Consider the following 13,028-nt stretch of genomic DNA (forward strand, 5'->3'; position numbering starts at 1 on the left):
GCAGTTTCTGTTGAGGAGTCAGTGTAATTTTCATAGTTCGTAGCATGATCCTGATTCTAAAGAAAATCAAGCATCTTCAATGATCACGGGTATATGTTCTTTTTGACAATGGGCAAGCAAATCTAAAATCGGTTCGTCCCAGCGGTGAGTAAACAGCTCGTATGTAGCCCAATGTACTGGCAACAGTTTTTTCGCATTTAAATCGCGAAACGCTTGCACGGTATGATGAGCCTGCATGTGCCCCCAGTTTTCGACCGGATAACCTTGGCCTTTCACATCGGCAGCCACTTCCAAACAGGCAATGTCGATCGGTCCACATCGCTGTGCTATCTCGGAAAAGTGCGAATCGTAAGCTGAATCGCCACTAAAATAGAGCGTCTCTTCTTTGCCTTTGATGACCCAAGAAGCCCACAAGGTCGAGTTTTTATCGAAATAAGTACGACCCGAATTATGGTTAGCGGGCGTACAAATCAGTTCGATTCCGGCATAGTGCACGCTATCCCACCAATCGAATTCCACGATGTTGTCTGCGCAAACGCCCCACTTTATCAGATGCTTGCCAACCCCTAAGGGTACATAAAACGTCACGGGTTTATCGGCGTAGAAACGTATGGTCGATGCTTCTAAATGGTCGTAATGATCGTGCGAAATCACGATAATTTCAGGAATCGGTAAACAATCTCTGGCGTGGGTATTGGGAATATTGCGTTCAAACCACGCTTTTGCGACGAACGGAGAAGCGTAATCAAAGACCGGATCGGTCAGAATTCGAATGCCATCGACCTCCACCAGCATGGTGGAATGGCCCAGCCAAGTAACGCGCATCGATTCACTTCGCTGCGCAAACTGCGTGGGTTGAATTGGGGAATGTGGCAGATGTTCGTTAGGACTCAACGGCGTTCTACCACCAAGATAACTCCAACACACCTGCCAGAATGATTGCGGACTAGGGACGTTTGGCATCTCGTTTTTAACGCGGCCGTTTTCAAATTGAGGCGAGTGGTGAACACGGTGCGCCAACTGCGCATGGTAGGTTTGAGGCGGAATCAGTGAATCTGGCTTTTGTGTCTTTTGTTCACTCGTTAGGTATGTGCGCTTAAGTATCGTCTCAGACATATCGTTATTTTGTCTCGCTTGTGAACGCTCAACAGTAGGTTTATTAAAACGTGCGTGTATGTCTATTTCGTGACCAAAATGAGGTGTAAGATGAAGATTCAGTTTCAATCAAACGTCTTCTATTTAAGGATACGGTTCTCAAACCTTCTGAATACTGCGTCGGTTTGAAAGGAGAAAACTATGGTGACTTGCAGCCAATACGATTTTATTGAAATCGCCTGTATGTTTAAGCTCCCTATCGAGATCACGCTAAAAAATGGTGAAACTCATCAGGGCAACGCGTTCGACACAGGCTACGACATGCAGCGACAAGAGTGCTTGTTTTTAGATATGGATGGTGAGCACACCGCCTTCCCGACTGAACAATTAGTCGCAATGCGCGCGCTCAAAGCCAATCCGCATTTTGACGAAGTGACGTTTGAGTAAACGTCCGTCTTTCATTGACACCGTCCAATAAAAAACACCTCTCAAGCAAATACAACTTGAGAGGCGTTCTCTGACACGATTCACCGGAACTTGTTGTTATTCACGCGACCTGATGAAAACCAGCATCGGCATCATGATCACGAACATCACTCCCACAAGCTGGAAGGTGTGCACAAACGCGACCATTTGCGATTGCTGCTGCAACATCTGTTGGTATTGGTCTAACGCAACCGGGTCGGTAATGGAAAGCCCCTGATTGACCGCCCAGTCATGCAAGTTAGGATTATAAGGATTAATACCCTCTCCCAGCGCATGCCATTGCTGCTGACTATCACGATATTGGAACGTGGTGGCGATAGAGATACCAAACGAACTACCAATGGTACGGAACAGATTGTAAATGCTCGCCGCCGCGACAGATTGCTCTTTCGGAATCGTTAAATACGCCAAGGTGGATAGCGTCGAGAAAGTTAAACCAAGCCCCATCCCCTGAATCATACTCGGCATCACAATCCAAAATGTATCGATCTGCAGTGAGTATTGCGTCATCAAATAACTACCAATCCCGATGCAGCTCAAGCCAAAGACTATTTTGATTCTGGGATCGAATTGCGGATTGAGTTTAATCACCAAAATTAACATCGCCGCTGACGCCAATCCACGCGGTGCCATTAATAAGCCAGTGGTTGAGACCGGATAATCCAGCAAACTTTCCAACAACATCGGTTGTTGAGTCGTCAGACCAAACATCGCCATCGACACCACGGCAATCATCAATGACGAGACCATAAGGTTTCGGTCTTTAAGCAGCCATAATGGCGCTATTGGGCTTTTGGTTTTCCAGCTGCGATAAATCCACATCACCAATCCCATGACTGCGAGCAATATCGCCGTCTGAATCATACGTGAGTCGAGCCAGTCGTCTTCATTCCCTTTATCCAACACAAACTGCAACGCGCCCACACCTAACGCCATGTAACCGATGATCCACCAGTCAAAGTTAGGTTTGGATTTGTTGTCGATATGGATATAGCGATAAATCAAAGAGGTACAGATCAAACCGAATGGCAAGTTGATGTAAAAAATCCAGCGCCAGTTAATGTTGTCGGTGATCACACCACCCACAACTGGGCCCAAAATAGGACCAAGCAAAATGCCGATGGAGAAAATCGCCATCGCTTTGCCTTTTTGCTCATACGGATAAATCTGTACTAACGTCGACTGCGCCAATGGAATCACCGACGCGCCGAAAGCGCCTTGGATAATGCGAAATAGCACCATCTCTTCAAGAGACTGTGCTTGCCCACAAAGCGCACTGGCAATCACAAAACCGACCACGGCAACCAGCATGACTTTGCGTTCACCAAAGCGCGACACCCAGAAACTGGTCATCGGAATGAAGATCGCTTCCGCCATGCTGTAACCCGTCAGCACCCACGTAATTTGGTCTGCTGTCGCGCCCAACGCGCCCATCATGTGCGATAGCGACACGTTCGCAACGGTCATATCGATTAACACCATGATGGCAGAAAGCATCACGGCGACGGTGGCAATTCCCCGTTTGTCTGCCGTAATTTGATGGTTCATTGCACGCTACTTTGCAAATCAATGGTGACTTCTGAGCTCGCACCCACGCGAAGTTGCGGCGCATCGGCTGGTACTTCTAATGCCAAACGTACAGGGAAACGCTGTTTGATTTTGACCCAGTTACCCGTTGCGTTTTCTGGTGGCATCAAAGAGAACGATGTACCACTCGCAGGCGATAGTTGTTCTACCGTTGCTTTCCACACCACGTCTGGGTACATATCAATCACCACATCCGCATGCATGCCAGGTTTAATATGAGTAAGATCGGTTTCTTTAAAGTTCGCGCGTACCCAATAGCTGTCTTTTAAAATCACAGGGAACAGCGTTTGACCCACGCTAACGACCGAGCCTACGTGCGTATTGATTTCACCGGCAATGCCATCCACTGGTGACGTAATGTCGGTGTAGCTCAAGTTCAGCTCCGCTTGCGCTAACTGTGCGGCCGCTTGTTGAACAACCGCAGCCTCTGCGCCTTCTTCACCACGGTTCGCAATGGCTTTTTCTACCGTCGCGCGCGCTTGCTCTAAGCTCGCTTGGGCATTGGCTAGTTTGTTTTTCGCCGTATCTAAATCTTGGTCCGACGCCAGTTTGCGTTTCACCAAGGAATCCGTACGTTTGTACTCCACTTGCGCTTCTGTCAGGTTAGAGCGCGCCGCATCTAAGCCCGCAACGGCTTCAGTTACCTGCTTATCGGCAACGTCATGTTGCTGGACCGCCAATTGGTATGCCGCTTTTGCCTGCTTCACTGCCAACAGATATGGGCGCGAATCAATCTTCAGCAGTAGATCACCTTTGTTAACAGATTGGAAGTCTTTGACATCCACAGAAACCACTTGGCCTTTTACTTGAGGCGCTACCGATAAAATTTTTGCCCTAACGTAGGCATCTTCCGTGCTTGGATGACTGTCTGAATACTGCCAAGACCAATACATCGCACCAAATGCGATAACACAGAGAGTAAAGAAAAGAGTTTTTACCAGCTTAGATCTGGAGGAAGAATGCTTCGCGATGTCGCCGCTCATTTATATTGTCCACTTGTTCAATTATGTGATCAGTGTAGGACTTTTCGATCTTCCGACAATAAAATGATCTGCAAGGTAAAGATCCAATTTTGCATGTTGCTAAGTGGAGTAAATGATGTGCAATCAAAACGAGGATAAAAAGAGGGGCAGTCCCCGTAACCGCCCCCAAAGTCATGCCAATAATAGTAATGTGCGTGTAACTACTGGTTTTTCTTAGAACTTGTAACCGCCGCTGATCATAAATACCCAAGGGTTAATTTTGACGTCAGTTTTTTGCTTCGCTCCACCTGCTTTGTAAGTTGCTTCTGTTTCAATGTTTGCGTACCACGCAGCAGCGTTGAGGAACCATTGATCGTTGATCATGTAGTCCACACCAATATTCGCTGCTAGACCGAATGAGTCATCCAACTTAAGATCTGAAAGACCAGCGCCTTTACCCGTGCTATTGAAACCCTCATCAAAGAACATGGTGTAGTTGAGACCTGCACCAACATATGGACGGAATTTACTTTGTGGCTCGCCAAAGTAGTACTGAACCATAAGCGTTGGTGGAAGATGTTTGGTGTCCGCGATATCACCAAGACCTAACAAATCTGTTGAGATATCGTGGCTGAATGGTGTTGCTGCTAGAAGCTCTAGGCTGATGTTATCTGTGAACATGTAGCCAAACGTCAAACCAAGCTGCGTATTTGAATCCACTTTCAATTCTTCTTGAGAACCAAGAATCTTATCGCTGCTGTCATTTGGAACGACAGACGCCGCACCAACACGAAGGACGAAGTCACCTTGTTTATGAGCGAAAACACTTGGTGACACGAGTGCAGCAACCACTGCTAGACTGCAGATTGTTTTTTTCATTTTTTATTTCCTTTTATAGGGCTTCGTTATGTCGTACCCAAAGGTGTGCCTGCTGACTGGCCTTAGATTTCAAGTAAACTCAGCGCCTTGAAGCACACGGGCATCTATATTTTTTTGAGCTGCGCGCAATCTAGCACATAGAAACCCTACTATTTTGATGGAAATCAATTTGTGAAAAATATAGGTTTTTTGTATAGAGAAACGCCATACCGATCAACAAATTATGCAAATCGGATACAATTCTGTAATGCAAACTGTGCGTGTGAGAAGCTATGCATGCTCAAAAACACGAATCCTCTCGCTAAGGTCCGTAGCCAGCAAAAACTTTTTTCTTCCTCTACGTCTTCTATTTTCAAAAAACAACCCACTTAAAACGCTCGTTTGACCCCTTAAAATCGCGATTTGAGGGGTTTGTAAAACACTGAAATACAAGAAGTTATTTTTCTGGAAAATCAGTTACTTGGAGTGCTAGTCTGCTCGCAGCTAAGGAGAAGACATGTTAAAAACCGATCTCATTTTTGAACGAGAAAACTTTTCTCACCACGATTTTCAGAATGCCACCTTTAAAAACTGCCACTTTTATATGTGCAGTTTCGACCATGCCGATCTGCGCGATGCTAAGTTCATCGACTGTCGCTTTATCGAATCCAAAGCGCTAGAAGGGTGTAGTTTTCGCTTCGCGAACTTAAAAGATGCCAGCTTTACGAACTGTATGTTGGCGATGAGCCTGTTTAACGGCGCAAATTGTATGGGCTTGGAGCTGCGTAAGTGCGATCTCAAAGGGGCAAACTTCCAAGGTGCGAACTTTGCTAATCGCGTCAGTAACACCATGTTTTTCTGTTCTGCTTTTATTACTGGCTGCAACCTTACCTACTGTAACTTCGAGCGAGCGTTACTAGAAAAATGTGACCTCTTTGAAAACCGTTGGAACGGTGCAAACCTCGCAGGGGCAACTCTTAAAGGCTCGGATTTATCTCGCTGCGAATTCTCGCCAGAACAATGGGGAACCTTTAACGTTGAGCAGTGTGATCTGACTCATGTCGAACTAGACGGGCTAGATGTTCGCCGCGTTTCTCTGTTTGGTGTTAAAATTTGTGATTGGCAACAAGAGCAATTGCTTGCGCCTTTTGGACTGATCATTATCTAAGGAAAGGCCATGAACCTGTTTAAAGACTTACCGAATAACCTCGACGAGGAAGTGTTCGAAGACCTGCTGACCCACAAAAACCTGCGTATAGAACGCATTGTCTCAACAGGGCAAACCTCGCCCAAAAGTGGCTGGTACGATCAAGAAGAACATGAATGGGTATTGGTTCTTAAAGGAGCTGGAGAGCTGACTTTTGAATCAGGTGTAGTGAAACGACTTGAGGCAGGCGATCACGTGACAATTCCGGCTCATACCAAACACAAAGTGAGCTGGACTGACCCAACGCAAGAAACCATTTGGTTGGCAGTGTTTTATCAATAAACACAAAACGATTTTAAATCGAAAAATAGGCGCTGAATTTGCTCGATACTACCAAGCCGTCACTGGCACTGTTTGATTTTGATGGCACCATCACCCGAGAGGATATGTTTAGCCTTTTCCTCCACTATTCTGCTTATGGCCTGCGCAAACGAGTAGGAAAGGTCGCTATCATGCCATTTTATGTGCTGTACAAACTCGGAGTGTTACCCGCTCGTCTTATGCGTCCGCTCAGCAGTTTTATTGCATTTTCAGGGAAAGAAACGCAGCAAATTGAAGCGATTGGCGCTCAGTTTGCCCATGAAGTGATCCCGCTGTACTTACGGCCAGAAGCGATGGAAAGGTTGGCGTGGCATCAACACAGAGGCGATACCATTGTGGTGGTGTCGGCATCACTCAATGCGTATCTCAAGCCTTGGTGTGAAGCGAACGGTTACCACTTGCTGTGCAGTGAACTGATCTCAGAGCAGCCAAAACTGAGTGGCTTTTACCAGCAAGGTGATTGCAGTTTAGAAAGAAAAGTCTCGCGCGTTAAGGCGGCGTTTTCGCTCGACGAGTTTGAGTCTATTTATGCCTACGGTGATACACACGAAGACATTCCGATGCTCAAACTGGCAGACTACGCGATGCTCAACTGGATCGAGTGGAGAGCAAGCGAATAACGATATGTGCTCTGATTTTCAAGACAACCACTCCGCCAAAGTGGTCGTTTTAGACTAAAAAAAACAAACCCTTCTCACATGAGAAGGGTTTTATTGATCAGGGCCCGAATAACTGGCTTAACGCCATACACCCCATTGACCCGTTGTGCCTGGTTCCTCACCAGACGTCCACCACTGAGCGGTCCATTCTTTGCCGTTGTGCGTCACCAAATCACCTTGGTTGTAAACGGCCGTCTTGTCCCACAAGTTGGTTGGCTCAACTGGTGGCGGTACATCCGCTTTGATCAGTGACAACGCATAACTGAAGTCTGCGCTTGGCGCTAATACTTGGTTCGCATTCACGTTCTTACTATCGAACATATAGTGGTTCATCTCTTGATGCCAAATGCCCACATACCAATCGCCCGTTTGCTGCGCGTTAAATTGATCCGCAATTTCTGCCGCCCAAGTCGTCGTATTGTTTGCGCTGATTGGTAGTGAAATATCAACAATTTCATTGCCTGTCGCATTAAAAGTACGGAAACGGATGGTGTCACCCGCTTCTACTGGTCCAAAACCTTGCTGAACAAAGTAGCCCAGAGATGTCAGATTGTTGCCCGGTTCGGTTGGATCAACAGGGTCAGTCGGTGGCGTCGTGCCCGTTCCGTTTAACGTAATGTCACTACAGTTGTAGAAACCTTCACCAGCGACATCAATGCGCTGCCAACGAGTATAAAGCACCGCATCGCCCGAACGCTCAGCTGGGAAAGTCACCTGAATACGGTAGCGTTTTTCCGCATCAACATACACGTCACCTGCGGTGTCGATCAGCTCTAAATCACTCCAAGTAAGCGGTTTTGAATCATCATAGGTCGGCTTGGTGAGATAGAATTCCCAGTATGATGGGTTGTGCGGCGCCTTGCCGTAAAACACCAATTCAATCTGGTTATTTGCATCTGGTGTAACATTGGTGCGCTGCCAGTTTGGAGAAGGAATGTTCAAGCCTTTCTTAGCGGCATCGCCGGCAGAACACAGTTCACCGTCACGGACTACGGCTTTAACATGTTCCATATCTCGGTAATTTGGTACGTTTGCTGCAATTTCACTGCGTTGCACAAACGGGTAAGCACCAGATTCTTCAAAAGCCGCTTTACACGCTTGGTTGGGGATCTCATTGGTCCAAAAACCACCGTCTAAATAACACGTATTCTGACGAGCGCTTGGAAATTCTACCCAGCCGTGGGCATTGACGTTAAATGAGCTCAATGCGGCAACAGCGCTTAAGCTCAAAAGAGGAAGTGTTACATGTGATTTCATCGTTCATCCTTAAATTTGCTGACTCGCCGCTCATGAACACAAGCGGTTTAAGCAAAACTAGCAGGATGAGATTATTTCGAAGGTGAGAATAAAGGTGGAAATTGTAAGAGTGCCATCTGCTTTCCAGCATTTGTTGTGTACTTATCTCATACTCGACTGACTCTTTCGAGTCACTTCAAATTCATGTGCCACAAAACCATGCCACTCTTGACCGACTAACGTTCGTCTTTCGGTGTGTCCATTACCACCATGGTTGTGATCGACTTGACGTGTTCGCACTCACCCAACACATCAGCGTGAAACGCTTTATAAGCGGCGAGATCTTGCGTTTCCACACGCAGCAAATACTCATTCGCGCCAGTGATGTTGTGACATTCCACCACCTCGTTTACAAAACGCACATGCTCTTCGAAACCCAGCTGCGCCTGCTTAGAGTGCGAGGCCAAACCAATCGACACATAAGCGACAAAACCCACGCCAAGTTGCTGATTATCCAGTACCGCTCGGTAGCCTTTTATCACGCCTTTACGCTCTAAATCTTGCACTCGACGTAAGGTTGCAGACGGAGATAAGCCAACGCGTTCCGACAGCTCTACATTGGAGATTCTTCCGTCCCGCTTGAGCACTTGCAATATTCTTTCGTCAAATCTATCCATGATGATGTTTCATTGCTTATTTAGTTTCTAATCATCAAATAAAAGCACAATATTGACCTCAGTTCTACTTATAGTTGTTCTCAACTTATCGAGAACTGATTCAAGGAACAATCTATGGAATATCATCAACTGGGCGCTTTGGCGTTGTTCGCTTTTGTCTCCACTTTTACGCCGGGTCCCAATAACATTATGTTGATGACCTCAGGGGCAAATGTCGGCTTTAAACGCACTATCCCACACATGTTGGGCATTACCTTCGGCTTTGGTGCCATGTTAATTTTGGTGGGCATTGGTTTGATGAGTCTCTTCAACGCTTACCCGATTACTCACTCCATTTTGAAAGTATTGAGCTTGAGTTATTTGCTGTACTTGACGTACAAAATCGCCACGAGCGGCAAAACCGAAGCAAAACACGATTTTCGCCCAATGTCTTTTTTAGGGGCTGTGGCATTCCAATGGGTGAACCCGAAGGGTTGGTCGATGGCGTTAACGGCTATTACCGTGTACAGCAGCGGTGGCGCATGGCTAGAGCTGACTTTTATCGCGGGTATCTTCTGCTTAGCTAACTTGCCATCGGTAACATTTTGGACTGCGGCAGGCATGCAACTTCAACGCTGGTTGACCACATCTAGGCGTGTAAAAGGGTTTAACTATGGGATGGCAGCGCTTTTACTGCTGTCGACTATCCCAATGATATAGAAGACAAAATAGCCGTAAAACCGTGATCTAATACAAAGTTCAGGTAGATACTGAATCAATAATCACAATCTAACGCCACTTTTGGACAATGCCAGGGTCATAGTAGCGAAGCAATGCGCTATTTATTAAAAGCACACTAATCATAAGCCACAGCTATTTTAATGTTCGTTGCTTGCTCGCAGTAACTGCGATGAATCTATCACCCTGGCCAAAAGCTCATGAGCTTAAGGCCCTTTACACAAGGAGCGTTACACAATGCACACTCGCAAGCTTATTCTTGCTGCCACTTTTGGATTATTATTGGCGGGTTGCAGTCAAACATCCACCACAACCAATGCTGAAATGATTCCACCCGAGTATCCAGTGGATTATTTCTTTAAAAACAGCGAAGTTTCTAGCTATCAAATCTCTCCTGCTGGTGACTACATCTCAATGATGAAACCATGGCAAGACCGTAAGAACGTCTTTGTTTATCCCACAGATAACCCCGATCAGATAAAACGCGTCACATCCGTAACAGGGCGCGACATCGCATACTACTACTGGGTTGGCGAAGACACCGTAATTTACTCTCGTGATACGGGAGGAGATGAGAACTTTTATCTCGTGACGGTTAATGTCAAAACAGGCGAAGAGAAAACCATCACACCGACATCCGGTGTTGTGGCATACGTCATCGACACACTAGACAATCAACCCGATGACATTTTGATTTCGAGTAACGAGCGTAACCCGCAAGTCTTTGATGTCTATCGACATAATCTAAAAACAGGCGAAAATACTCTCGTCGCGCAAAACCCGGGCAATGTGCGCTCATGGGGTACCGATCACGATGGCAACATTCGTGTCATCACCACATCAGATGGTGTTAATACCTCCGTTTTATATCGCGATACGGTTGAAGATGAATTTAAGCCGCTAAAAAATCTCACTTTCAAAGAGAGCTTTAGCCCCATTTCATTCACGCCGGACAACAAAAATTTATATGTGGCATCACGAATTACGCGTGATAAATCAGCCATCGTTGAATACGATGTAAAAGCCAATAAAGAAATACGAGAAATCTTCTCTCACCCAGAAGTTGACGTGAATAGCGCTCACTACTCTGAAGCGCTTAATAAGCTGGTTTCAGTCTCTTACGTGACAGATAAAAACCACTATCACTTCTTAGATGATTCTTACCAACAAACCTTCGAACGCCTCTCAGAGAAACTGCCAAATGTAGAAATTTCTGTAACCAGTGCGACGCGAGATGAAAGTAAAATGATTGTCGTCACCTACAGCGATGTCGATCGACCGAATTACTACTTCTACGATCGTAAAGCAGACAAATTGGAGAAATTGGCAGAAAACGCTCCATGGCATAAGCCAGAACATATGGCGAAGATGACGCCTATCCAATACACCGCTCGAGATGGAGAAACCATTCATGGGTACCTAACGCTGTCGAAGGGTCGAGAGGCCAAAGATCTGCCTTTCCTTGTGCTCCCACACGGCGGTCCATGGGCTCGTGATCACTGGGGATTTCAGCCTGAGGTACAATTATTCGCTAACCGCGGTATCGCGGTGCTTCAAATGAACTTCAGGGGATCAACTGGTTATGGTCGCGAGTTTTGGGAGAAGTCGTTCAAGCAATGGGGACAATCCATGCAGGATGACATTACCGACGGTGTCAAATGGGCTACCGAACAAGGTTACGCACAAGATGGCAACGTATGTATTTATGGCGCCTCTTATGGCGGCTATGCAACTCTGGCGGGGGTGACATTCACTCCTGATTTATATAAGTGCGGAATCGACTACGTTGGCGTATCTAACTTATTTACCTTTATGGACTCCATTCCACCTTATTGGGCACCATTCCTTGCAATGTTACACGAGCAAGTAGGCAATCCGAATGATCCTGAAGACGCGAAAATGATGAAAGCCTACTCACCAGTGTTCCATGTCGACCAAATTAAGGCACCCTTATTGGTTCTACAGGGAGCACAAGATCCACGCGTGGTGAAGAGCGAGTCAGACCAAATCGTTGATGCACTGCGCGAACGAGGCGTCGAGGTCGAATACATCGTGAAGGAAGATGAGGGGCACGGATTCCGCTCTTTGGAGAACCGTCTTGATGGTTACCAAGCGATGGATAGATTCCTAAAAACACATTTACTTGAGCAGACTCAGTAAGCCTTTACATCGTTAAGTTCGAAAGGGCATGTTGGCGTGCCCTTTCTTATTTTTTCTACGTATTTTGCTCGCCCCAGTCCCCAGTACCACTGCAATACTCCAATAATCCAGCTCAATTCACAGTGTAAATTTATATAAAGACACTACCCTCTTATGAGAGATCTTGATAACCTTAAATGAGAAAGAGAATAATTATCGAGTAGAGTCAAAGATGAAGAAGAAGCCTCAACCTAAAACGATTGTTGTCACAGATACAGAGACAATTACCCCAAATATGCAGCGTATTACTTTGCAAGGTGAAGCGCTAAGCCAGTTTCCACGCGACTGCGAAGGTAGCTACATCAAGCTATTGTTCAATGAGATGGGCGGTACCGATTTGAAAACGCTAAGCGACGATGACCGACCATTAATGCGAACCTATACTATTCGTCGTTTCCATCCGGAAACACACACCATCGAAGTCGATTTTGTCCGCCACACCACACAAGATTTACAGTGTGGTTTTGCCGCGCGTTGGGCGATGGCCGCACAAAAAGGCGATACGATTAATATCGTAGGTCCAGGCAGTATCTCTAATTTAAATACCGAGGCTGACTGGTTCTTTATGGCCGCCGATATGACAGCACTTCCTGCTCTTTCAGCGAAAATTCGTACGCTACCAGAAGAGGCAAAAGGCTATGCCGTGATCAGTGTGATGTCTGCGGCAGACATCCAGCCTCTGCACGCACCAGGTGGTATGGAGCTAATTTGGCTTACAGAAGGTCAAACCCTAGCAGAAGCGGTACGCGAACAAAAATGGCTAGATGGGGACGCCGCAGTATGGTGTGCCTGTGAGTTCGATTCAATGCGCGCGCTACGCCAATACTTCCGCAACGAGAAAGAAGTTGATCGTGAAAATATCTACATCAGCAGCTATTGGAAACAAGGCGTGTCGGAAGACGGGCACAAAGTGATTAAACGTGAAGACGCGGAATCCAATCAATAGTGATTCATGTCTGCGTGATTCAGGCTCTCACCCAAATTAATAACGCCCGGCACCACCGGGCGTTTTAGCAACATACCT

Annotated in this window: 12 protein-coding genes and 1 pseudogene; 7 read left to right on the forward strand and 6 right to left on the reverse strand. The window is 46.4% G+C overall.

All coding sequences use genetic code 11. The features are described from left to right. Nucleotides 1-81: 81 nt before the first annotated feature. Nucleotides 82-1,116 (reverse strand): annotated as a pseudogene (locus tag B7360_RS19990) (MBL fold metallo-hydrolase); the annotation flags it as partial. A gap of 180 nt (nucleotides 1,117-1,296) precedes the next feature. On the opposite strand from B7360_RS19990, the gene B7360_RS19995 reads away from it, so the two are divergent. Then, nucleotides 1,297-1,542 (forward strand): Rho-binding antiterminator, encoded by a 246-nt coding sequence (locus B7360_RS19995; RefSeq protein ID WP_005460845.1) that lies wholly within the window; start codon nucleotides 1,297-1,299, stop codon nucleotides 1,540-1,542. 96 nt (nucleotides 1,543-1,638) lie between these two features. Here the strand turns inward: B7360_RS19995 and B7360_RS20000 are convergent, their stop codons facing one another. The 3 genes from B7360_RS20000 to ompW all read right to left on the reverse strand — a co-directional run bounded on the left by B7360_RS20000 (nucleotide 1,639) and on the right by ompW (nucleotide 5,009). Then, on the reverse strand, nucleotides 1,639-3,129 hold the full coding sequence (locus B7360_RS20000) for an MDR family MFS transporter (RefSeq protein WP_085344442.1): 1,491 nt from the start codon (nucleotides 3,127-3,129) through the stop codon (nucleotides 1,639-1,641). Further along, nucleotides 3,126-4,151 (reverse strand): HlyD family secretion protein, encoded by a 1,026-nt coding sequence (locus B7360_RS20005; RefSeq protein WP_005482880.1) that lies wholly within the window; start codon nucleotides 4,149-4,151, stop codon nucleotides 3,126-3,128. Before B7360_RS20005 ends, B7360_RS20000 begins: the two co-directional genes overlap by 4 nt. Nucleotides 4,152-4,364: 213 nt before the next feature. Beyond that, the gene (ompW, locus tag B7360_RS20010) at nucleotides 4,365-5,009 is read right to left on the reverse strand and encodes an outer membrane protein OmpW (protein WP_005391962.1); all 645 of its coding nucleotides are present in this window, start codon (nucleotides 5,007-5,009) and stop codon (nucleotides 4,365-4,367) included. Nucleotides 5,010-5,505: 496 nt separating this feature from the next. Here ompW and B7360_RS20015 point away from each other — a divergent pair, with 496 nt between their 5' ends. Genes B7360_RS20015 through B7360_RS20025 form a run of 3 tightly spaced genes read left to right on the forward strand, consistent with a single transcriptional unit; the run spans nucleotide 5,506 to nucleotide 7,136 of the window. Further along, nucleotides 5,506-6,156, forward strand: a complete 651-nt coding sequence (locus B7360_RS20015) for a Qnr family pentapeptide repeat protein (protein WP_085344443.1) — start codon at nucleotides 5,506-5,508, stop codon at nucleotides 6,154-6,156. 9 nt (nucleotides 6,157-6,165) lie between these two features. Then, a complete protein-coding gene (locus B7360_RS20020; protein WP_085344444.1) occupies nucleotides 6,166-6,477 on the forward strand; it encodes a cupin domain-containing protein in 312 nt (103 codons plus the stop codon). Between the two features lie 38 nt (nucleotides 6,478-6,515). Then, nucleotides 6,516-7,136 (forward strand): HAD-IB family hydrolase, encoded by a 621-nt coding sequence (locus B7360_RS20025; protein WP_085344445.1) that lies wholly within the window; start codon nucleotides 6,516-6,518, stop codon nucleotides 7,134-7,136. A gap of 117 nt (nucleotides 7,137-7,253) precedes the next feature. Here the strand turns inward: B7360_RS20025 and B7360_RS20030 are convergent, their stop codons facing one another. Both B7360_RS20030 and B7360_RS20035 read right to left on the reverse strand, forming a co-directional pair. Beyond that, a complete protein-coding gene (locus tag B7360_RS20030) occupies nucleotides 7,254-8,432 on the reverse strand; it encodes a lytic polysaccharide monooxygenase (RefSeq protein WP_085344446.1) in 1,179 nt (392 codons plus the stop codon). 215 nt (nucleotides 8,433-8,647) lie between these two features. Then, nucleotides 8,648-9,088, reverse strand: coding sequence for an Lrp/AsnC family transcriptional regulator (locus B7360_RS20035; protein WP_005482841.1), 441 nt, complete (start codon nucleotides 9,086-9,088; stop codon nucleotides 8,648-8,650). A gap of 114 nt (nucleotides 9,089-9,202) precedes the next feature. Here B7360_RS20035 and B7360_RS20040 point away from each other — a divergent pair, with 114 nt between their 5' ends. The 3 genes from B7360_RS20040 to B7360_RS20050 all read left to right on the forward strand — a co-directional run bounded on the left by B7360_RS20040 (nucleotide 9,203) and on the right by B7360_RS20050 (nucleotide 12,950). Continuing rightward, entirely contained in the window at nucleotides 9,203-9,787 is a 585-nt protein-coding gene (locus tag B7360_RS20040) for a LysE family translocator (protein ID WP_048625534.1), read from the forward strand. A 255-nt stretch (nucleotides 9,788-10,042) separates the two neighbouring features. Further along, nucleotides 10,043-11,965 carry a S9 family peptidase gene (locus B7360_RS20045; protein WP_085344447.1) on the forward strand — a complete coding sequence of 641 codons (1,923 nt, stop codon included), beginning with the start codon at nucleotides 10,043-10,045 and terminating at the stop codon, nucleotides 11,963-11,965. 211 nt (nucleotides 11,966-12,176) lie between these two features. Further along, nucleotides 12,177-12,950 carry a siderophore-interacting protein gene (locus B7360_RS20050; RefSeq protein WP_085344448.1) on the forward strand — a complete coding sequence of 258 codons (774 nt, stop codon included), beginning with the start codon at nucleotides 12,177-12,179 and terminating at the stop codon, nucleotides 12,948-12,950. Nucleotides 12,951-13,028: the final 78 nt, after the last annotated feature.

Origin of the sequence: Vibrio sp. ArtGut-C1 (assembly GCF_002105475.1) — a bacterium.
Lineage (GTDB): Bacteria > Pseudomonadota > Gammaproteobacteria > Enterobacterales > Vibrionaceae > Vibrio > Vibrio diabolicus.

Bases quoted from the DNA above. Each gene is read 5' to 3' on its own strand.
- B7360_RS19995 (WP_005460845.1), top strand. From the start codon at position 1,297: ATGGTGACTTGCAGCCAATACGATTTTATTGAAATCGCCTGTATGTTT.
- B7360_RS20045 (WP_085344447.1), top strand. From the start codon at position 10,043: ATGCACACTCGCAAGCTTATTCTTGCTGCCACTTTTGGATTATTATTG.
- B7360_RS20030 (WP_085344446.1), bottom strand. From the start codon at position 8,432: ATGAAATCACATGTAACACTTCCTCTTTTGAGCTTAAGCGCTGTTGCC.
- ompW (WP_005391962.1), bottom strand. From the start codon at position 5,009: ATGAAAAAAACAATCTGCAGTCTAGCAGTGGTTGCTGCACTCGTGTCA.
- B7360_RS20035 (WP_005482841.1), bottom strand. From the start codon at position 9,088: ATGGATAGATTTGACGAAAGAATATTGCAAGTGCTCAAGCGGGACGGA.
- B7360_RS20040 (WP_048625534.1), top strand. From the start codon at position 9,203: ATGGAATATCATCAACTGGGCGCTTTGGCGTTGTTCGCTTTTGTCTCC.
- B7360_RS20000 (WP_085344442.1), bottom strand. From the start codon at position 3,129: ATGAACCATCAAATTACGGCAGACAAACGGGGAATTGCCACCGTCGCC.
- B7360_RS20015 (WP_085344443.1), top strand. From the start codon at position 5,506: ATGTTAAAAACCGATCTCATTTTTGAACGAGAAAACTTTTCTCACCAC.
- B7360_RS20005 (WP_005482880.1), bottom strand. From the start codon at position 4,151: ATGAGCGGCGACATCGCGAAGCATTCTTCCTCCAGATCTAAGCTGGTA.
- B7360_RS20020 (WP_085344444.1), top strand. From the start codon at position 6,166: ATGAACCTGTTTAAAGACTTACCGAATAACCTCGACGAGGAAGTGTTC.
- B7360_RS20050 (WP_085344448.1), top strand. From the start codon at position 12,177: ATGAAGAAGAAGCCTCAACCTAAAACGATTGTTGTCACAGATACAGAG.